Source organism: Acinetobacter equi (assembly GCF_001307195.1).
GTDB classification, from domain to species: domain Bacteria; phylum Pseudomonadota; class Gammaproteobacteria; order Pseudomonadales; family Moraxellaceae; genus Acinetobacter; species Acinetobacter equi.
Genome location: NZ_CP012808.1, coordinates 2,300,632 through 2,321,688 on the forward strand (window position 1 = coordinate 2,300,632; position 21,057 = coordinate 2,321,688).

Sequence of the window (21,057 nt, forward strand, 5' to 3'; positions counted from 1 at the left end):
TATTTTGTTTATTTAAACTAAATTAATTAATTTTTAATTAAGTTAAAGTTAACTATAGGATATTTATAATAAAAATGTGATTTTTATCACTAAAAATTCGTAAATAGTCAAAAAATCCATATAAATTGAAAACTATTATGCATTTTATTTAATTAATATGAACTTATTAGAGGGAAGGGTTAACATTATGTTTACTCTAGTTTTAATTAATAAATTTAATAGAGATTTATATTATGAAATTTAAAGCATTAGTTTTAGCAGCATCATGTTCAGTTGCATTTTCTGCAGTTAGCGCTGCACCAGTAGTTGAATTTAAAGGTGAAGTAATTGATCAAACTTGTAAATCATCAATTAACAGCCAAACTGACTCAACTGTAATGCTTGCTGAAGTTTCTGCAAGTGCACTTCAAACTCCAGGAGCAACTTCAACAATTACTCCATTTACTGTAAAAGTTGAAGATTGTGCGGTTGATACAGCAGATTTAGAAATCGGTACAACTTTCTTAGGTTATAACGTGACTGAAAACGGTAATCTAGGCAACCAAGAAACTGGTGATAATGCTGCGACTGGTGTTTCTATTCAAATCACACAAAATTCTGATGGTACAAACCCTGTTACTTTAAATGGTCCAACGACTGTTTCAGGTCTAGTTTTACCAGCGGGTCAAACTTCTGCTACTTATGAGTTTGGTGCTCAATACTATGCTGAAGCTCCTGCTACAGCAGGTACAGTAAAAGCTGTAGCTGAATACGCTTTGTCGTATAACTAATACAATTAGCCTGAATATTCAAAAGAGTATTCAGGCTTTATAAATTGCAAGTTTAATTCTATTTAATTGTAGATATTTCAAAGTTTTTATGGGGTGTTTTATGAAGTTATCTTTTAAACTGGGTTTAACAGCGATTAGTACGGCATTATTGTGTAATTCAATTTCTCATGCTGCAGTTGTAATGACTGGAACTAGAGTAATTTTTCCTGCAAATCAAACTGAAAAAACGATTCAACTACAAAACAAAGATAATAATCCAAATATTGTTCAAGTTTGGGTAGATCGTGGAAATAAAGCATCTACACCAGATACTGCCGATGGGCCATTTATTGCAAATCCGCAAATTTTTAAAATTTCTCCAAATGCAGGTCAAATGGTTCGCCTTACTTTTATTGGTGATAAATCAGAGTTACCTACAGACCGTGAAAGCGTATTCTATTTGAATTTTTCAGAAATTCCAGGTGTAAAAGATACAGGTGATGCACCAAACCAATTAATGATTGTCTTTAAAAATCGATTGAAGGTTTTTTATCGCCCAGATCGTCTTCCATATCCACCTGAAGAAATGTCAAAACATATTGTCTATAAATTTAGTGGCACTTCTACTCAGCCAAAAGTTACTATTTCAAATAATAGTGCCTATTATGCAAATATTTCAGAAGCGTACGTTGTACAGCAAGATGATAAAACAAAAATTCAAAAAAATACCATGATTGCACCTAAAACATCTGTTGAATGGGATGTGCCATTAAAAGACTTTGATATGTCAAAAGCAAAAATTAGTTTGGGCTTAATCAATGATTATGGGGTTACTGTAACCAAAGAATTGCACGAATAAACTCAGAGAAGAATATCAAATGAGCATGCGATCTATTCCTTTTGTACTATGGGATTCAAAAACAAATTTAAGCACTGTTATAGGCTTATTAACATTAATGCCTGCAATTTCGCATGCTGTCGAACTGACTGCACCAGAAATAACGGCAGAAGATGAATATGTTTTTAATGATGCTTTATTTAAGGGATCTATAGCGAATCAAAAGGCATTGATACGTTTAAGTGAGGGTGGAAATATTGTCCCTGGCACTTATCATGTAGATGTGTATGTGAATAAACAATTTATAGAAAAAGCATCAATTAGATTTGAAGAAACTGAAAATCATAAGGTCCAACCTTGTTTCAGTCTTGAGTTTATGGAACGTGCATCCGTTATTATAAAACCTCAAGATATTAATTTATCAAATGAGAAAGATCATTGTACAACTCTAGATCATTTTGTAGATCAAAGTACTGCTAATTTTGATATGGGACGCTTAAGACTTGATTTAAGTATTCCTCAAAGTTTTATTAAGCAAATTCCGCGTGGTTATGTACAGCCTGAGCTTCTTGATGAAGGTGAGTCTATTGGTTTTGTAAACTACATTGCCAATTACTATCATAGTCAGTTCAATGCAAATGATGACACATTTAAACAAGATTCTACTTATATTGGTTTAAATGGTGGAATTAACTTAGGCAAATGGCAGTTTCGCCAACAATCAAGTGTAACGATTAGTGATAATGGAACAGAGTGGAACAGTATTCGTTCTTATGTTAAACGTCCAATTGCAAGTTTACAAAGTGAATTAAGTGCTGGGCAATTGTTTACAAGTGGTCGTTTTTTTTCAGGCTTAAGCTATAACGGTTTTAATGTAAGTACAGATGACCGTATGTTACCTGAATCAATGCGTGGTTATGCCCCAGTTGTACAAGGTGTTGCTCAAACAACGGCTAAAGTATCTATTAGTCAGGGTGGTAATGAGATTTATCAAACAACCGTATCACCAGGACCTTTTACAATTAATGATTTGTATCCTACAAATTATAATGGTGATTTAGTTGTTACTGTAACTGAAGCGGATGGAGCTATTTCACAATTTAGAGTTCCATTTTCTGCTGTTCCTGATTCAGTACGTAAAGGTGCTTTTAAATATAATTTTGATATTGGTCGTACGCGTGATATTGGCGAAGATACAAATTTTGTCAATTTAATTTCACAATATGGTTTAAATAATGCCATTACATTGAATAGTGGTTTACGTTTCGCTGAAGATTATCAATCAGCAGTTGTTGGTTCTGCATATACAACAGCGATTGGTGCATTCTCTGGAGAAGCAACTTTTTCACGTGCTAAATTACCGGAAGAAGGCTATATTAAAGGTTGGATGTTTGGTGCGAACTACAGTAAAACATTTGAACCCACAAATACGACAGTTGCACTTGCAGGTTATCGCTTTTCTACTGAAGGTTACCGTGATTTAAGTGATGTGATATCGGTACGACAATCAGTAAAAGATGGATATATTTATCAATCGAATACTTATAAAGAAAAATCACGTGCCACAATTATTTTAAATCAGTCATTTAATAAATTGGGAACTTTATATTTATCAGGTTCTGCATCGAGCTATCGCGATCAAAAGCCAGATGATTATCAAATTCAGCTTGGATATGGAAAAACATTTAGCAATGGTTTGTCTTTAAATTTATCTATTGCACGTCAAATGGTTGCATCGCAGCAAGTGATAGATGGTCATATGCCTGATGATTTTACTCAAGATAAGCATGATACAACGTATGGTTTAGCTTTAACTTTTCCATTACATCAAAGAAAATATGCGAAGAATGTACGTGTAAATGTCACAAGTAATAAAGATTATAATTCATATCAAACAAGTGTTAATGGTGATGTGCCATATTTAGATAATGCTCAATATAATGCCGGTGTTAGCTATGATGATCAATCTAATATATCTGTATGGAATGCAGGTTTAACGAAAAAATTTAATAATCTTAATACTTCAATGAATGCATCAAAATCTAAAAATTATTGGCAGACGTCAATGAGCGGTCAAGGTTCGGTTGCGCTACATAGTGGTGGTGTTACTTTTGGTCCTTATCTTGGTGATACATTTGCATTGATTGAAGCGAAAGGTGCTGAGGGGGCACATGTTTTAAGCGGTGAAAATATTAAGATTAATAAGCAAGGTTATGCTTTAGTTCCATCTTTGAGTCCATATCGTTATAACACGGTGGCTTTGAATCCTGAAGGTATGTCAAGCCATACAGAATTAGAGTCTGGGGATGTGAAAATTGCGCCGTATTCTGGTTCTAGTGTGAAAGTAAAATTTAAAACACGTCAAGGTTATCCAATTTTAATTCGTAGTTCATTGTCATCTGGTCAATTTGTACCATTTGGTTCAGACGTACTTAATGAAAACTCTGAAAGTTTAGGTATTGCAGGACAAAATGGTCAAATTTATGTACGTGCTGATAAAGAAGAAGGCAGACTTAATGTCATTTGGGGTGATGAAAAAGAAGATTCTTGTTTCATTAATTATAAGATTCCTTCTGATCAGCTAAATCAGCCATTAGTTCGACTTGATGCAATATGCCAAATAGAGAAGTAATTACATATGAAACCGATTTATAAAGCGTTAATGTTGGTTGGAATTTCTTTAGCAGCTTCAACATCATTTGCACGGTGTGAGTTAGGTTCACCTCTTATAAATGATACAACTGATAGCGGTGCTACAGGCATTAACTATGGAACAATCAATGTAGCATCTCCATATTTACAACCTGCAGGTTCAGTAATTGCTCATACTGTTGTTCAAAGCCCAAATTTACCAAGAGCAACAAGTCCAGATCAAGCATTATGGACGTGCGATAAAGCTGATTTACCCGATATTTATTTTATGGTTGCAACGAATGGCGATGAACCATGGGGCGGACATATTGATATTGGTGGTCCAGATGGTTTATCCGATGTCTATGCCACTTGGTGGCAATATGTGGGCGTAAAACATCAAATGCGTGATGTTGTTTTTACACGTTATTGGAAGCGTTTAGATATTGAAACGTATGGTGAGCGGGCAGATGGAAAAATTGATATCCGTGTTCGAGATATTCCACCATTAGAAGTGACTTTGTATCGTGTAAGTTCGACAGTTCCTACATCTCCACGAGGGAGTTTTTGTGGCTATAATGGACAAATTGTTCGTGGAAATTATAAATCGGGTTATAGAGAGGGTTCAAATATTTCCTATCTGTGTAACCAACCGAGTGCTTATGTGCAACTTGGTGGAAACTCAAATGTAGCTTTTGCCTTTAGTCATGATGCATTAGGCTCTGATAGTAATGTCAACTATCTGTTTTGGGGTGCTTGGAATGGCTTTGGATACGGATTCTATAATTCAACGACAAACTTAACACAAGCTGAAACGTGTGTTGCACGGAATGCAACACCAGTGGTTAATTTTGGTTCGGTAGCTGCTCCTGACTTAAATCGTGGTGCTGCAGCTAGAGCAAACTTAAATGTAGAAATTGAATGTAGTAACTCTGCAGTTTCAGGCGTAAATTCAGATCAAGTTGCAATCGGCTTTCTTCCATCAACTGCTGCACTTTCAAATGCTCAGTCACTTGGTCTTTTAAATGGTAATGGTTCATCTGATTACCTAGTTTCTGATGATTATTTTAATGATAATTCTGCAAAAGGTGTGGGTATTCAATTAAGAAATCCAAGTACTGGTACTGAAATGAAATTTTTAGGTGCTTCGTCAGCTTCATCAACAGGTGGTGGTCAAGCAGCTGGATGGTATCCTGCATTAGAAGGTAATCCAACGATAATAGGCAGTATTACAGGATATACTAAGTATTCTCAACAGTATGAGGCTGCGTTGAGAAAATTACCTGATACAGATATTAAATCTGGTACAGTAAAAGCAACAGCAACAGTTATCGTTAAGGTGCAATAAACATGTTAAAAAAACTAGTAATTTTCAGTTTTTTGAGTGTTTCTAGTATTTTACATGCAGGTATTTTGGCTGGTTCAACACGTATTATTTTTGATGAAGGTTTAACTCAAAAGAGTTTAATGCTTGTGAATACAAATGATTATCCAGTATTTGCTCACGTTTGGACAGATGAAGGCGAGGGAAATCCTGAATTTAATGAAACGCCATTTGTTGTTGTTCCAGCTGCATTTAAATTAAAACCAGAAGAAATTAAGGGGATTAATATTGTTTATAATCAAATGGAGTTGCCAAAAGATAGAGAGTCTGTTTTTTGGCTAAATTTATATGAAATTCCTGCGGTATCGAAAGCATCTTTAAATAATGATTATTTAAATTTAGCGATGAATACACAAATGAAAGTTTTTTATCGTCCAAAAGCTTTAAATGGAATGGATTTAAATAAAATTCAAAAGTTATTAAAGTTTAATTTAGAGCATGATGGAAAGTTACTAAAACTAAAAGCAGAAAATTCAACGCCGTATTATGTCAGTATTATTAATATTGATATTTCAAATAGTGTGTCAAGTTCTTTAGCTAAGCATGATACTGAAAATATGATTTCTCCATTTTCAGACAAAGTTTATACATTAGAAAATCAAAAATTTATAAAAGAAACAAAAAATACGCTTAAGTATGTTTTGATTGATGGGGATGGGCAGAAGATGAGTTTTTCACAAGAGATAAATTAAAAAAAATTCTAATTTAAAGTTTTAAGAATTCATTTGGAGAGATGAATTCTTTTTTTATTTTTTAGTGTATGTTTCTCTCCAACGTAAAGGGCTTTCACCTGTCCAACTTTTGAAAATACGGTTGAAGGACGTTTGTTCTTTGTAGCCAAGTAAATCTGAGATGGTTGCAATAGATAATTCCGGATTATGTAAATATTGCTGGGCAAGTTGTAAGCGAACATTGCTTAACAAGTTTTGAAATTTTAAGCCTTCTGCTTTGAGAGAACTTTGAAATGTTCTTGGGGACATATTCAGGTAATTTGCAACAACTTCAATTCTAGGATCACGATTCTCAATTGATTTGATAATGTTTTTATTTACAAGCTCTATAAAAGAGGTATTGTTAGGTAATGTACTTAATTGCATATCTGCTTGACGTTTTAATAATTCTAATAATGTTTGATCTGAATTTGCTAATGGAATTTCAAGAATACTTTTTTTAATGAAAAGCGTGGTTTTGTCTACATTAAAAATAATGGGGCATTGAAAAAAATCCTCGTATAATTTTGTGTTTTTCGGTGCTGGAATAGCAAGTTCAAGGTGGTTATAAATTGGAATATCCGTATCGGTCATTTGTTTTGTTTTTATAAAATATAAAGCAACTTCTAGTTCTTCCGAAATTTCAGTTTCTCTACGATATAGACCTAAATTATAGTAGGAAGGTTTATTCCAAGACATAATAATTTCATTGGTTTGATGAATAATTTGTTTATCCATATAGTCATACCATAGTTTGTCATAATCTAATGATATATCTAAGTATTCTAATAAGTTGTGACAAGATCTAGCTAAATAATTACAAATTCCCATATGTTTTGCTTCCAATGATTTTGCAATTTCTAAACCTAGACCTTCCTTTTTATATTGTTGATCTATAAATTTGAGTTTTTTTAACCAATGTTCGAAGCAAATTCTTTCATCTAGTGTATAAGTGTGATCATTGGGTGAGTTTAAATGATTTTTTTCACAAAAATTATCCAATAATTGAGCCATTCCATTGCCCACACTTTTAACTTTTAAGAAAGATTTCATAGGCCTCCATATTTAGAGTGTTGTTGCAAGTTTTGAAGAAATAATAAACTTAAATGTTAGTTTATCTAATATGACAAATTGTTGATTATTAAAACTAATTTTTATTATATTATTTGAAAATTATACTATAAACAATGTGTTTTTTAACCATTTTTGGAAGAAAATACAGTAAATTGAGTAGGTTAAACACATATTTTAGTGTAAACCTACATAAAGTTTATATAAATTAAAAGCTTAATTTATCATTTTAATATCTGTATATTTTTGAATTTTATCTATATTTAAACTAAATATTTCATCAAGGAAAGCGCTATAAAACTGACCAATCATTTGTGTTTTTTGAGCTGCGAGTTTTCCAGCTATTGCAAAATGAACATGAGCTGCAATCGTTGCTATAGTTGGTGTTGCAACAGATGTATAGGCTGCAATTAAAGCACCTAAGGCACAACCTGTTGCAGTGATTTTAGGTTGTAAATATGATCCACCATTTACTTGTATTATTACATTCCATTCTTTTGAAAGAATAAAATCTGACTCACCTGAAATTGCGACACATGACGTAGATTCTAAGAGTATTTTGGCTTGAGCATATACTTCAGCACTGTTTAATGTGCTATCTACACCTTTAGAATCGACGATATTTCCAGCTAAGTTACTGATTTCAGATGCATTGCCTCGAATAATTGTAGGCTTATATTTGAGTAGCTGATCAACAGTAGCTGAACGCCAAGCTAAAATTGGACCATAACCAACAGGATCTAATACCCAAGGTTTTTCATGTAAGTTTGCTGTTTTTGCAGCAATTAACATTGCTTGAGTCTGTTCAGTTGTTGGTGTGCCCGTATTAATGCTGAGCGCACTAGAAATTTTAGTAAAATCTTCTACTTCAAAAGGATTATCAATCATAGCAGGAGATGCACCAGCCGCAAGTAAAATGTTGGCTACATAATTTGCCGCAACACTATTGGTGATACAGTGGGTTAAAGGTTGATTTTCTTTTAATTTTTCCCAAGCTTGACTAATATGTGCGTGTATATCTTCAATAGTAATGGTGAAATTTGACATGAGATTTACTAATTACCTGTAATATTACTGTGTAAAGTAATGATCTTGATGTTTACATTGTCTGCAAAATAATGACACATAATTTTCAGCATCATAATCGACAGTGAGTTCTTCTGAACCACAGTACATACAACGTTTGGTTGAATAAAACTTTAATCGAGGTTCTATTTTTCTCCATAAACGTGTAATCGGTTGTACAAAAATAGAATCATCATATCCTAAAAATTTGAAAAACAAGATTTGACTCATTTTACTTAACGGCAAGTTATAAGGTCTTGGTAATGTCGATGTTTCCCATTTTTCTTTAATTGCACGTTCACGATATTGTTGCAAAGTTTTTTTCAATAAATTGGTGTTAATAAAATTTTCATTACGAACTTGTAACGCTTTTTGTTTATACAAATATTCTAAAGCATTTTGAATTAAGTAATAAATTTGACCTACAGCAAGAACATCTAATAAACGATAACAGAAGCCTTGAAAACTTTTATTTCCCGAGATTTGAATTCCCCATGTGCGACAATAAAATTGCATGAATTGGATAATTTCTTGGTAAAGAAGTTGGTAGAGTGCATCTTTAACTTCTTCTGCACTTTTAAAAGGCACACCTAATGAGAGTTGTTCATAAAACCAGTTGCGTAATTGTTGGGTAATACTAAAAAGACTTGGTTCAGAATAACCATCTAAGCGAACATTAATAAAATATTGATGAGGTTGATCACTAAAATCTTTTGCGAGTAATACATTATCTCTGATTAAACTTTTTAGTAAATATGATTGATAAAGATAATTGGGGCTAATATATTGAAATTTATAATGTTCCCAGTCTATAAATTCATGATGTAAGGTATGTTCTTGAACATGATCATCAAGTAAACTTAATAAAAAAAGCTTATTGATAAAACTTAACTGATTCAGCTCTACCTCATTATAATCATATTTTTTTTGCTTACGTGTTTCTTGGAGCATTGTTTCACGAAGCATTTTTTTTCTTTTAGCTGTGCACTTTTCACAATGACAATTATGTTGGCTATTTTGAAAAACTTGATGTTGGCAATGGCTACATTCATGAAAATTAATAGCTGAATCATATTGTTCTGCTTCTACCCAATACATTGATGCATGACACAAAGGACAGTGTGTACTTTCATCAAGTTGCTTTTGTAGAATTTGACGCATAATGATCCAAATAAGAACTATTTCATTGCCAATTATACACTGAAGATAGATAGAATTTTGAGGCATTCCTTCAATAAGCCATAATTCTACCAATAATGAAGTAGTGGCATATTAGAAATAAAAGATAAACCTATATTTTAATATGCCAAGATGATGAGTATGTTAAACAGGGCATGGAAGAGTTTCGTCTTCTTCACTGATTTTTTTTGCTTGTATTAATGCTTGTATTTTTTTATGTGGAATTTTTTTTGCGCCTAAATGATCATAGCTATTCAGTAGGGCTGAAATTTCATGTGCTTGTAAATCTATTCCTTCACAGAGCATAAAAAGTGCAATGACTTTATGATCAATTTTTGCAGCATCTAAAGTTTGAATCGCTTTAAAGTTCTCAATACGAATCAGATGTTGTTTTATATTCATATTTCACCTCATTAATTTTTTTGGTTGGTAGTATAAAAAATATGCAAATATCGTGCAAAAAAGCCAATTTTTTAATTAATATTTAAATAGCCTAAGCAATTGAAGTTTGATTTATTCAGTTTTTTAAAAAGATAACTGAATTGAATTGAAAATTATGTAGATCAGTCCCATATTAGAAGACATTCAAATTGAACCTTAAAAATGCATGTTATTTAAATCAAATAAGGTGAAATGCATTTTTATGAGGTAAATATAAAATTATCAGGATTGAGTATGAATATTGCAGCAAACCCAGTGATAGAAGCAGATCAAACGATTTACTTAAAAGATTATCAAAAACCATCTTATTTAGTGGATTCAATTCATTTAGATATTCAGGTCTTTGCTGAGTACACACAGGTCAATTCTAAATTAGTGATGCAACGTCAAACGGCAGGTGATTTAGTACTTTTAGGCCGTGATCTTGAACTAAAATCAATTCACGTTAATAGTCAGCCATTATTGGAAAATCAATATCATTTAGATACAGAACAATTGATTATTCCAAATGCACCTGACATTGCTGTAGTTGAAACGTCTGTCATTATTCATCCTGAATCAAATACACAGCTTGAAGGTTTATATCAAGCTGCGGGTGATTTATTTGTCACTCAAAATGAACCTGAAGGTTTCCGTAAAATTACATTCTATCCAGACCGTCCAGATGTATTGTCTGTATTTACGACACGCGTGGAAGCAGATAAAAAATTCCCAGTATTATTGGCAAATGGTAATTTAATCGAAAAAGGCGAAGTGGGTGAAAATCGTCATTATGCGATTTGGCAAGATCCAACTAAAAAACCAGCTTATTTATTTGCATGCGTAATTGGTGATTTAGCTGTATTAAAAGATCATTATGTGACGTCAGAAGGTCGTAATGTTGCTTTAGAAATTTATGCTGAAGAAAAAGATATTCCAAAATGCCATATTGCAATGGAAGCGCTTAAACATTCAATGCGTTGGGATGAAGAACATTACGGTCGTCCATATGATTTAGACAATTATATGATTGTGGCAACAAGTGCATTTAATATGGGTGCAATGGAGAATAAAGGTTTAAATATCTTTAATACGTCATGTGTACTTGCAGATGAAGAATATACAACAGATGCTGCTATTATGCGTGTGCAATCAGTAATTGCTCATGAATACTTCCATAACTGGACAGGGAACCGTATTACTTGTCGTGATTGGTTCCAATTGTGCTTAAAAGAAGGTTTAACGGTATTCCGTGATCAATCTTTCTCTGAAGATTTACAATCTGCGGCAGTGCAACGTATTGATGATGTTGCCGTACTTAAAGCACATCAATTTCCTGAAGATTCAGGTCCATTGTCACATCCACCACGCCCTGATCATTTTGTGGAAATTAATAACTTTTATACGGCAACAGTGTACGAAAAAGGTGCAGAAATCAACCGTATGATGGCAACTTTGCTTGGCAAAGAAAAATTCCGTAAAGGAACTGATGAATATTTCAAACGCCATGATGGTCAAGCAGTGACTGTTGAAGATTGGGTTGAAGCATTAACAGCAGGTTCGGGTGTTGATTTATCGGCTTTCTTAACTTGGTATAACCAACCAGGAACACCAAAATTAGAAGCAAAAGGTGTGTATGATGCTGCTCATCAGACTTATACATTAAGCTTTAAACAGAGTTTAAAAGCACATCCTAAATATCCAAATTTAAAAGCTGTTCCAATTCCTGTTGCATTGGCTTTATTTAATGCAGAAACAGGTGAACAACTTGTGCTTAATTCTGAAGCATTGTTTGAAAATGGCGTAAAAGATGGTGTGTATTTGTTTGATCAAGATCAAGCAACCATTCAATTTAAAGATGTAAAAGTACAGCCTATCGTTTCATTGTTACGTAATTTCTCAGCACCTGTTAATCTTGAGTTTAATTATTCAGATGCAGATTTAGCATTCTTACTTCAATTTGAAACCAATGGTTTTAACCAATGGCAAGCAGCTCAAACTTTACTTGAACGTATTTTATTAAATAATCATGATGCTGAAGTTTATGTTCAGGCTATGAAAGATACGTTGCCTGTATTAATTGAAAAAGATCCATTATTAGCCTCACGTTTATTTGATGTACCAAGTGAAGGTTATTTAGGTAGCCGTATTGATGCAGATTATAATCCAGCAGTAATTCAAGAAAAGCGTAATGCTTTATTGAGCACATTGGCAAATGAATTAGGCTCATTCTGTAAAGAAACTTATCTTGCTTTAGATCCAGATTCGCAAAAAGAGTTTTCTCAAGCGATGGGTGTACGTGCATTAAAAAATATTTTATTGGCAATGATTGCACGTCAAGGTGATCGTTCTGCATTTGAATTAGCAGAAGCACAATATAACCATACATGTAATATGTCTGAACGTTTAGGTGCATTACGAGTATTGGTTTGGAATGATGCACCACAAGCATCGGCTGTATTAAATGATTTTTATAATCGTTTTAAAGATGAAGCATTATCAATTGATCAATGGTTTATGGTGCAAGCAGCACATCCGAAAGCAACAGCAGAAACAATCAAAGCTTTAACTGAACATTCAGATTATGATTTGGGTACGCCAAACCGTATTCGTTCAGTGAGTGGTGGTTTAAATGCAAATCCTGTGAATACTTGGAGTTTTGGTGTTCAGCACTTCATTGAGCTTGCAAAATATTTAGATGAGAAGAATCCAATCGTTGGTTCTCGTTTATTACAAGTGCTTTCTCGCTGGTACACTTTAGCTGAACCGCAACGTAGCCAAGTAAAAGTAGAGCTTGAAGCGTTAAAACCATTGGTTAAGTCGAAGAATGTCAGTGAAACACTTTCAAGTATGTTAAATGTTTAAATTTAAAATGATTTAACTTATTTGATTAGAATAAAGCCCATCATTTGATGGGCTTTATTTTTTCTTAAAAAATAGAATTTAAGTTGTAAAAAATCCCACATGATGTGGGATTTTTAAAATTACATTTTTATAATCAGTACAGGAATAGGCGATTGAGTGAGTACAGTTTGGGCAACACTACCAAGCATCATTTTCTTAAAGCCAGTTCGACCATGAGAGCCCATAATAATTAAATCAGCAGAAACTTCATCGGCAATACTAATAATGCCATCGGCAGGTGAAACGCCGTGAATAATTTTAGTATTTACTGGAATATTGTCACGAATAAATAAATCTTCTATTTCCTTTAATCGTAGACGAGCTGCTTCTTCAGCTTTCATGAAATAATCTGTAACAGCGGGAGCAACTTTATAAAAATCGACCCCAATAAAAGGATCTACAGCAATGACACTCATAACTGTTACTGTAGCTTGAAGCTCATTTGCTAAAGCTAAGGCATTTTCAACCGCAGCATACGAAATTGGAGATTCATCTACAGGAACTAAGATATGCTTATAGGTTGGCATAAATTCACCTTATTCTAAATGTGAGTGAAATGTATTTACAGTAAAAATAAATTATTCTTTGATAATTAAAACAGGTAATTCTGTACTACTTAAAACATCTTGAGCAAAACTACCGAGTAAAAGTTTTTGGAAACCTTTACGACCATGAGAACCCATGACAATAAGATCAACATTTTTTTCTTCAGATGCTTTAACAATTGTTTTAGCACTGACAGGACCTTCAAAAACTTCAGCTTCAGCATCTGCACCAATTTCTAAAGCAAAGGTTTTAGCTTCTTTAAGTGCTTTTTTAGCATTTTCATGTGCTTGTACGAAATACTCTTTCATCACAGAAGATGAATAATAAAAGTCAGCATCAGTAAACGGATCTTCAGCAACAAGACTAATGAGTGTTAATTGACTGTTAAAAGCCTTTGCAATTTGAGCTGCTTTTTTTACAGCTGAAAATGAAATTTCAGAACCATCGACAGGCACTAGAATATGTTGGTATGACATGCTGTATTCTCCTTAAGTTTTATTTATGTTTTCATCTTATTGATAACATATTTTTAGGCTTTAGTTAATGGATAAACGCATTAATTTAATAAAAATATGACATTAAAATATTTTTAATATCAATTGATTAACAATTTAATTTTAATTGGCTATAAAAGTGTTAAAATAATTGGTCTAATAAAATATATATTTTAGAATACGTTAATCTATAATGATATAACGCTAGATTTTACTATGAGCATTAATAAAAATATTTCTATATATGTCTTTATTTTTTCTTTTATTTTAATGCTTTCTGGTTGTCAAACTATTGAACAAAATAGTCGAATTGTTGCAGGTGCATTTAATACAGCAACAACCGTTCAACAAGGATTTTTGGAAAGAAATTCACCAACAAATACGGTAATTAGTCGAAATATTCAATATTTACAAGATCCAGCATTACATTTTGATTTATACCAAGCAGCAGATTATGAAGCCTTAGGAGATAGACCAACCATTATTTGGATACATGGTGGCGGTTGGATTTCTGGTTCAAAAGAACATGCTAAAGGATATTTTAAGCGTCTTGCAGATTATGGTTACAATGTAGTGTCTGTTGAATATCAGTTTGCGCCTAAATATATTTATCCCACACAGTTAAATCAAATAAATCAATTACTTATATATTTAACAAAACATGCTGAACAATATCATATTAATCCCAATCAGCTATATTTAGCAGGAGATTCGGCAGGTGCAAACTTAGCGAGTCATTATGCTGCTTTGGCAACAAATCTAGAGTTTGCGAAAGCCTCTTATTTTGATATTCAAGTTCATAAAAATCAAATTAAAGGATTAATTCTTCATTGTGGGATTTATGATTTAGAAAATTTTATAACAAAAGCACCTGATGAAATAAAACTTTATGAATGGGGAATTAAAACGCTTGTACAAGCATATACAGGTGGTCGTAAAGATGATTTAGAATTTTTACGTAGTATTTCACCTATTCAGTATGTCACATCAGATTATCCCGCAGTATTTATTAGCAGTGGGAATCGGGACTTTTTAACTAAAACACAAGCATTGCCATTTATTGAACAATTAAAGAAAAATCAAATACCTGTAACTGAAGTTTTTTATCCAGATTCTAAAGAATTTTTGATGCATGAGTATCAGTTTATGATGAGTAAGAAAGCGAGTCAGGAAACCTTAAAAAAGACAATTCAATTTATTCAAAATACAAGTCAATAAATTTGAGAAAAATTAATAAAAAGATGATTCATATTAAATGTATGAATCATCTTTATTTTTAGATAAAACATGAAAATGATTTATTGAAATATTCGTTAAATATAAGTATCAAGTGCGCTGTTTTAAAATATGATAAACCACCAAACCAAAGACCAAGCCCCAAAAAGCTGAACTTATTCCAAAAAATTGTACTCCTGAAGCACTAAATAGGAATGTGAGTAAAGCGGCTTCTCGGTCGGCAATTGAATGAAAAGCAATGGCAATATTATGTCCAATAGTACCAAACAAGGCGATACCTGCTAAGGCTGTAATAAAAATAACAGGAAAAGAAAAGAGTAAACTTGTTAATGTTGCTGCAAATATCCCCATAAGAATATAAAAGAAACCACAACTCATGCCAGCAATATAACGTTTTTTAGGATCAGGATGTGCTTGATCATCTAAACTAATTGCAGCGCTAATTGCAGCGATATTGACCGTAAAGCATCCAAATGGTGAAAGTATTGCTTGAGCTGTTCCTGTCCATCCAATTAAATGTTTTACATTTGGTTCATAGCCATAACTTTTAATCATTGCTAAACCAGGTAAATATTGGGATGCCATATTAATAACAAATAAAGGTAGAGCAATGCCAAACAGAGCTGACCAAGAAAATTCTGGTGTCATCCATACAGGTGTAGCAGGTGTAAATTGAATATTACCAAGCTGAAATTGAACAAAGAACGGAAGAAGCACAATTCCTGCTAAAACCGTAATCACAATACTATAACGTGGGGAAAATCGTTTAGATAAAATATAAGCGCTTAGCAGCGATAAAATAAAACCCCAATGAGTTTGCATAGATGCAAAAATGGCAATGCCAAATTTTAATAAAACACCTGCAAGCATTGCACTTGTTAGGCTTTGTGGTATGAATCGTAAAATTTTGGTAAAAACACCTAGAAAACCTAAAATTGCAGTCAATAAACCACAAATAAAAAATGCGCCAATGGCTTCATACAAACTATAACCACTTGCGGAAGCAATAATTAATGCTAGACCTGCTGTTGACCAAGATGTTGCAACTGGATATTTAAATTTCCAAGAGAGTAATAAACCACAGAGCCCAATACCAATTCCAAGTGCCCAGAACCATGAGGTAATTTGAGCTTGATTTGCACCAAGGAGTTGAGCAGCTTGAATCACTAAGACAGATGAAACACTAATACCGACTAAAAATGTAATAAAACCTGCAAATACTGCAGGAATAGAAAAATCTTGCAAAAATTTGTGCATCATTCCTTTGCATTCTTTATATTGCTTAAAACCTCAGCATCATACGCCTTTCTGAATTTTGTTCAAAGACGAGTTTTTTTCGATTTACCAATAAAAGCAGAATAACATTTAGAGTGTGGATGTTGCGAGTTTAAGACCAAATCCACAAAATAAAATCCCCACACTAGCAACGCAAATAGATGTTAATTTGAAACGATCATTAAAAAAGGAAGCCAATTTTGCTCCAGAAAATATAAGAATCGTTAAATAACTCATACTAATGATCTGTAAAATAATGGCTAATGCTGTAAATGTAATTGCAGGATAATGATATTGAGGGTTAACAAATTGAACAAAAAAAGACAGATAAAATAAAATCGCTTTAGGATTTAGAATACTAATCGTTAATGCTGTACTAAATGGTTTTACCTCAGCGAGAGATTGTTTAACTTGAACTTTTCCTGGTGAATGTACAGCCTTCCATGTATGACGAGCTGCGATTAATAATTTAATACCTAAATAACTTAAATAAGTTGCACCGACTATTTTTAATAGTGTAAATAACCAAGGAAATGCATGCAGAAGTGATGCTGCACCAAAAGCAGTAAGTAAGATTAGAATCAGATCTCCAGTGTAAACGCCTAGAGCACCTTTATAACCTGCCTTGATTCCATAACGAGAGGCAATAGACATGACAAATAATGAATTTGGACCAGGAAGTATCACAATTAAAATTGTTCCAATAATGAAGGTGGTTAAATCTGTGATACCAAACACGGTGATTTGTCCAATAAAAAAGCCGATGGCATTATAGCAACATCGGCTTAAAGAAAAGCGTAATATTGTGTATTAAGCTTTAATTTCCATATCTACACCAAAGGATTGGCGTAATAATAAGCTAAGTTGTTCACGTGCTTTAATGAAGCCATCAATACCACTTTGTAGTAATTGTGTCGCCATTAAATCATGTTGAATTAATGCTTTAAAAGAAACTTCTGTTAATGGGTCTGCATGATATTGGTGATGTAATGCTGCATGATCTGATGATAATGCAGATTCAACTTTGCGAGTATCAAGCTCAAGTTTAACTAAAAGATCGGGTGAGATTGTGAGTAAATCACAACCTGCAAGTGCCAGTACTTGATCAACGCTACGGAAACTTGCACCCATAATTTCAGTCTTAATATTATGTTGTTTATAAAAATGAAAAATCTGTTTAACAGAGAGTACACCTGGATCTTTATCAATAGGGTACGTATCAACATTTTCAGCTTTTTTATACCAATCTAAGATACGTCCAACAAATGGTGAAATTAGTGTCACATTTGCTTCAGCACAAGCTTGGGCTTGGTGTAAATTAAAAAGTAAGGTGAGATTGCAATGAATACCTTCAGCTTCAAGTGCTTTAGCAGCTTGAATACCTTCCCATGTAGATGCAATTTTAATTAATATCCGATCTTGATCAATACCATAGCTATGATATAAATCAAGTAACTCTTTGGCTTTGGTGATTGTTGCTTCAGTATCATAAGAAAGAGCAGCATCAACTTCTGTAGATACACGACCTTTAATTAACTTTAAAATTTCAACACCAAATTTAACCGTTAAAATATCAATTGCTCTTTCAATTAATTTCTCTTGCAAATAACCTTCATTTTTTGCTTGTTTAAATGCTGCTTCAATCATTGACATATTCTCAGGTTGAGAAGCTGCTGCTGTAATCAAAGATGGATTAGTTGTTGCATCCAAAGGTCTAAATTGTTGAATTGCATTTAAATCACTACTGTCTGCCACTATAGTGGTAAATGCTTTTAATTGCTCTAATGCAGAAATGGTCATTTTATCTAGTTCTTTAACGTTATTGCCCTTATTTATTTATAGCATAAACTTGTTTTTGTAAAAGGGTTTTAATACAAGATGATAATATTATTTTAATTTTCTTTCATTTTTTATGTGGTTAATTAAAAAATTTGCAGCCAAACCAAGTTCATTTTCACGACTCCAAACTAAATCAACAAAATACTCAAATGCAGGTGTAAAATCGAGGATGTCTAATATTTTGAGTTGTTTCTTAAGTAAGGGATTCTCATTGAGCATTTCTTGAGGTAATACCCCCCAACCTAAACCTTGAACAATTAGACTACATGCTGAATGATGATTATCAGTACGCCATGAATATTTTGAAAATAATAATTCTGGCTTTATGTTCCGATCACGACTAGCAACAACGATTTGTCTACTTTGCATAATTTGTTCAAAAGAGACTTGTTGATGCTGTGATAGTTCATGATGAATAGATGCTACAGGAATTAAAGTTTCTCGCTTGAGTTCAACAAATTGTTCACTACGATTCAAATCTTCACGTTCAAACATCAGTGCAAGTTGAGCTGAATTATTAAATAACATTTTTATTGCATCTTCTTGAGGTGCAGAAAAAATATTAATTTGTAGTTCGGGAAATTTTGATTCTAATAAAACAATGTATTCTGTCCATTCGGTATGGAGTAACTCAGAAACGATTACAATATTTAATTCAGCTTCTAAACCTTGGCTTAAAGACTTTGCATGTTGTTTCCATTGATTCATTTCAACAAGTAAATTCTCTGTTTTTTGATAGAGAACCTTTGCTTCATTTGTTGGTGTTGGTTCACGTCCAATACGTTGAAATAACTGTAAATTTAAATCAATTTCTAAATTTGAAATGGACATGCTAATAGCAGATGGAACTTTCGATAATTTTCTAGCAGCAGCAGAAAATGATCCAGTTTCTATGACTGTTTTAAAAATCACAAGTTGTTCTTGATTAATATTCATTATTTAACCTATCAATTATATTGAAAGATACTAACTTAACTTATCATATTTATCAAAATATCATGCTCATAATTTAATAAACATTGAGGATTTTATGTTGATTTCCAAAAGACGGATAATTCATGCTTTAAGTTATGAAGTTATCTTGTTGGTAATCATTGCTATTGCACTTAGTTATATATTTGATGTATCTATGGATGTGACAGGTATTTTAGGTATTGCAATGGCAGTAACTTCAGTAATTTGGAATATGATATTCAATCATTTCTTTGAAAAATTTGAAGCTAAGAGAAAATTAAAAAGAACAATAGGTGTCCGTATTTTACATGCAATTGGTTTTGAGGGGGGATTGATGCTTGCCACTATTCCAATGATTGCATATGCCTTGAAACTAGGGATAGTAGAAGCCATTTTATTAGATTTTAGCTTAACGATGTGTATTTTGTTTTATACATTTGTCTTTCAGTGGTGCTATGACACTATAGAAGCTAAATTGGGATATGAGCCTGAATATCGGCATAGTTAATTTGTTATTGTAATCTGAATCGTGGATAAGAAATTGACTTGAAAAACAGGGAAACTAGAGCCATCAGTTGAGTTACCAGACAAAACTCACAACTCTAGTCCCGATGTTTAAAAGTACCGGATTATTCTGCGGAATTAATGATTTCTTTCTTAAATTTGAAGCAATGTATTGGCAATTCCTTAAGCAAAGCCGTCATTTTTCAAGAGTCCGAGCAGCTCACTTGAGTACTCCATAAATCAATTCTATGCGGATCGTGGCTATATTAGCCAAGATTTAAAAAGTAGATTGAAAGATCAAGATATTGATTTAATTACTTATCATTGAAAGAGTATGTTGTCTGTTCAACTCTGTGTATCAGATGCATACCAATTAACTCGGCAGAATAAGCCAACAATTCAAATTATGAAGTCATTGGCTTAAACAGGATTTGGGTTAGTTTATAAAATTTATATTATTAAAAGTATTTATTTGATTTGATTGTAAATAAAACTAGAAATTGGAACTATTTTTGCTTAATGTAAAACTTCATGGAGTGAAATTGATTTTGGTCATTTTCATATCATGTTCATATGGTTAAATTATATTAGTAAAGGATGAATTTATGTCAAATCAGTTTATCGATTTAATTACTCAACGTCGTACAATTTACTCAATCGGTAAAAATGTTGAACAAAGCTCAGAATATTTAACTGATTTGATTCAAAATGCAATTAAACAAAGTCCATCTTCATTTAATTCACAATCATCACGTGCTGTTATTTTATTAAATGCAGAAAGTGAAAAATTTTGGAATATTGTCAAAGAAAAACTAAAATCATATGCTAAAGATGAAGAATCTGCTGCAAAAACTTCTGCAAAAATGGATAGTTTTGCCGCAGGTGTTGGAACTGTTTTATTTTTTGAAGATTTAGATGTCGTTAAAGGATTACAGGAACAATTTCCATCATATGCTGAAAACTTCCCAATTTGGGCAGAACATTCAACTGCAATTGCTCAATTTGCGACATGGACAGCGCTACATACAGAGGGATTGGGAGCATCTTTGCAGCACTATAATCCAATTGTTGATGAAGAAGTTCATGCGCAATGGAATATTCCTATGAACTGGAAATTACGTGCTCAACTTGTTTTCGGTTCAGTAGAAGGAGAAGCAAGAGCAAAAGATTATATAAATGATGAAGATCGTTTTAAGATTTTTAAGTAAAGATTAAAATCGTAAAGTAAAAAAGATCCCTTGTTGGGGATCTTTTTATT

At 32.7% G+C, this 21,057-nt stretch carries 19 protein-coding genes and 2 pseudogenes; 11 read left to right on the top strand and 10 right to left on the bottom strand.

From position 1 onward, the window contains the following. The first annotated feature begins 233 nt into the window (after window positions 1–233). The 5 genes from AOY20_RS10995 (at window position 234) to AOY20_RS11015 (ending at window position 6,294) form a co-directional block, all read left to right on the top strand. Complete coding sequence (locus AOY20_RS10995) at window positions 234–770, top strand: fimbrial protein (protein ID WP_054581901.1); 537 nt, start codon at window positions 234–236, stop codon at window positions 768–770. 100 nt (window positions 771–870) lie between these two features. Further along, complete coding sequence (locus AOY20_RS11000) at window positions 871–1,608, top strand: fimbrial biogenesis chaperone (RefSeq protein WP_158320000.1); 738 nt, start codon at window positions 871–873, stop codon at window positions 1,606–1,608. 19 nt (window positions 1,609–1,627) lie between these two features. Next, the gene (locus tag AOY20_RS11005; RefSeq protein WP_081403390.1) at window positions 1,628–4,219 is read left to right on the top strand and encodes a fimbria/pilus outer membrane usher protein; all 2,592 of its coding nucleotides are present in this window, start codon (window positions 1,628–1,630) and stop codon (window positions 4,217–4,219) included. Window positions 4,220–4,225: 6 nt separating this feature from the next. Next, window positions 4,226–5,566 carry a fimbrial protein gene (locus tag AOY20_RS11010; RefSeq protein ID WP_054581904.1) on the top strand — a complete coding sequence of 447 codons (1,341 nt, stop codon included), beginning with the start codon at window positions 4,226–4,228 and terminating at the stop codon, window positions 5,564–5,566. Window positions 5,567–5,568: 2 nt separating this feature from the next. Beyond that, window positions 5,569–6,294: a fimbrial biogenesis chaperone gene (locus AOY20_RS11015; RefSeq protein ID WP_054581905.1), complete on the top strand. Its 726-nt coding sequence runs from the start codon at window positions 5,569–5,571 to the stop codon at window positions 6,292–6,294. Between the two features lie 54 nt (window positions 6,295–6,348). Here AOY20_RS11015 and AOY20_RS11020 read toward each other — a convergent pair whose 3' ends face one another. The 4 genes from AOY20_RS11020 to AOY20_RS11035 all read right to left on the bottom strand — a co-directional run bounded on the left by AOY20_RS11020 (window position 6,349) and on the right by AOY20_RS11035 (window position 10,029). Further along, on the bottom strand, window positions 6,349–7,365 hold the full coding sequence (locus AOY20_RS11020) for an AraC family transcriptional regulator (RefSeq protein WP_054581906.1): 1,017 nt from the start codon (window positions 7,363–7,365) through the stop codon (window positions 6,349–6,351). Window positions 7,366–7,599: 234 nt separating this feature from the next. Beyond that, a complete protein-coding gene (gene thiM / locus AOY20_RS11025) occupies window positions 7,600–8,430 on the bottom strand; it encodes a hydroxyethylthiazole kinase (RefSeq protein ID WP_054581907.1) in 831 nt (276 codons plus the stop codon). 24 nt (window positions 8,431–8,454) lie between these two features. Further along, window positions 8,455–9,609, bottom strand: a complete 1,155-nt coding sequence (locus AOY20_RS11030; RefSeq protein ID WP_054581908.1) for a hypothetical protein — start codon at window positions 9,607–9,609, stop codon at window positions 8,455–8,457. A gap of 162 nt (window positions 9,610–9,771) precedes the next feature. After that, on the bottom strand, window positions 9,772–10,029 hold the full coding sequence (locus AOY20_RS11035) for a hypothetical protein (RefSeq protein ID WP_054581909.1): 258 nt from the start codon (window positions 10,027–10,029) through the stop codon (window positions 9,772–9,774). 273 nt (window positions 10,030–10,302) lie between these two features. On the opposite strand from AOY20_RS11035, the gene pepN reads away from it, so the two are divergent. Then, the gene (gene pepN / locus AOY20_RS11040) at window positions 10,303–12,912 is read left to right on the top strand and encodes an aminopeptidase N (RefSeq protein WP_054581910.1); all 2,610 of its coding nucleotides are present in this window, start codon (window positions 10,303–10,305) and stop codon (window positions 12,910–12,912) included. 119 nt (window positions 12,913–13,031) lie between these two features. Here the strand turns inward: pepN and AOY20_RS11045 are convergent, their stop codons facing one another. Both AOY20_RS11045 and AOY20_RS11050 read right to left on the bottom strand, forming a co-directional pair. Beyond that, window positions 13,032–13,478: a universal stress protein gene (locus tag AOY20_RS11045; protein ID WP_054581911.1), complete on the bottom strand. Its 447-nt coding sequence runs from the start codon at window positions 13,476–13,478 to the stop codon at window positions 13,032–13,034. Window positions 13,479–13,529: 51 nt separating this feature from the next. After that, complete coding sequence (locus tag AOY20_RS11050; protein ID WP_054581912.1) at window positions 13,530–13,973, bottom strand: universal stress protein; 444 nt, start codon at window positions 13,971–13,973, stop codon at window positions 13,530–13,532. 234 nt (window positions 13,974–14,207) lie between these two features. Between AOY20_RS11050 and AOY20_RS11055 the strand changes: the two genes are divergently transcribed. Further along, a complete protein-coding gene (locus tag AOY20_RS11055; RefSeq protein ID WP_054581913.1) occupies window positions 14,208–15,209 on the top strand; it encodes an alpha/beta hydrolase in 1,002 nt (333 codons plus the stop codon). A 108-nt stretch (window positions 15,210–15,317) separates the two neighbouring features. Here AOY20_RS11055 and AOY20_RS11060 read toward each other — a convergent pair whose 3' ends face one another. The 4 genes from AOY20_RS11060 to aceR all read right to left on the bottom strand — a co-directional run bounded on the left by AOY20_RS11060 (window position 15,318) and on the right by aceR (window position 19,277). Further along, window positions 15,318–16,484: a benzoate/H(+) symporter BenE family transporter gene (locus AOY20_RS11060; RefSeq protein WP_054582594.1), complete on the bottom strand. Its 1,167-nt coding sequence runs from the start codon at window positions 16,482–16,484 to the stop codon at window positions 15,318–15,320. A gap of 108 nt (window positions 16,485–16,592) precedes the next feature. After that, complete coding sequence (leuE, locus tag AOY20_RS11065) at window positions 16,593–17,240, bottom strand: leucine efflux protein LeuE (protein ID WP_054581914.1); 648 nt, start codon at window positions 17,238–17,240, stop codon at window positions 16,593–16,595. 72 nt (window positions 17,241–17,312) lie between these two features. Next, window positions 17,313–18,302: a transaldolase gene (tal, locus tag AOY20_RS11070; protein ID WP_054581915.1), complete on the bottom strand. Its 990-nt coding sequence runs from the start codon at window positions 18,300–18,302 to the stop codon at window positions 17,313–17,315. Between the two features lie 87 nt (window positions 18,303–18,389). Beyond that, window positions 18,390–19,277 (bottom strand): HTH-type transcriptional regulator AceR, encoded by an 888-nt coding sequence (aceR, locus tag AOY20_RS11075; protein ID WP_054581916.1) that lies wholly within the window; start codon window positions 19,275–19,277, stop codon window positions 18,390–18,392. A gap of 94 nt (window positions 19,278–19,371) precedes the next feature. Between aceR and aceI the strand changes: the two genes are divergently transcribed. The 4 genes and pseudogenes from aceI to AOY20_RS11085 all read left to right on the top strand — a co-directional run bounded on the left by aceI (window position 19,372) and on the right by AOY20_RS11085 (window position 21,007). Further along, window positions 19,372–19,803, top strand: coding sequence for a chlorhexidine efflux PACE transporter AceI (gene aceI, locus AOY20_RS11080; RefSeq protein ID WP_054581917.1), 432 nt, complete (start codon window positions 19,372–19,374; stop codon window positions 19,801–19,803). 103 nt (window positions 19,804–19,906) lie between these two features. Continuing rightward, window positions 19,907–20,029, top strand: a pseudogene (locus AOY20_RS15160) (IS982 family transposase); the annotation flags it as partial. A gap of 17 nt (window positions 20,030–20,046) precedes the next feature. Next, window positions 20,047–20,223 (top strand): annotated as a pseudogene (locus AOY20_RS15165) (transposase); the annotation flags it as partial. 181 nt (window positions 20,224–20,404) lie between these two features. Continuing rightward, complete coding sequence (locus tag AOY20_RS11085; protein WP_054581918.1) at window positions 20,405–21,007, top strand: nitroreductase family protein; 603 nt, start codon at window positions 20,405–20,407, stop codon at window positions 21,005–21,007. The last annotated feature ends 50 nt before the right edge of the window (window positions 21,008–21,057 follow it).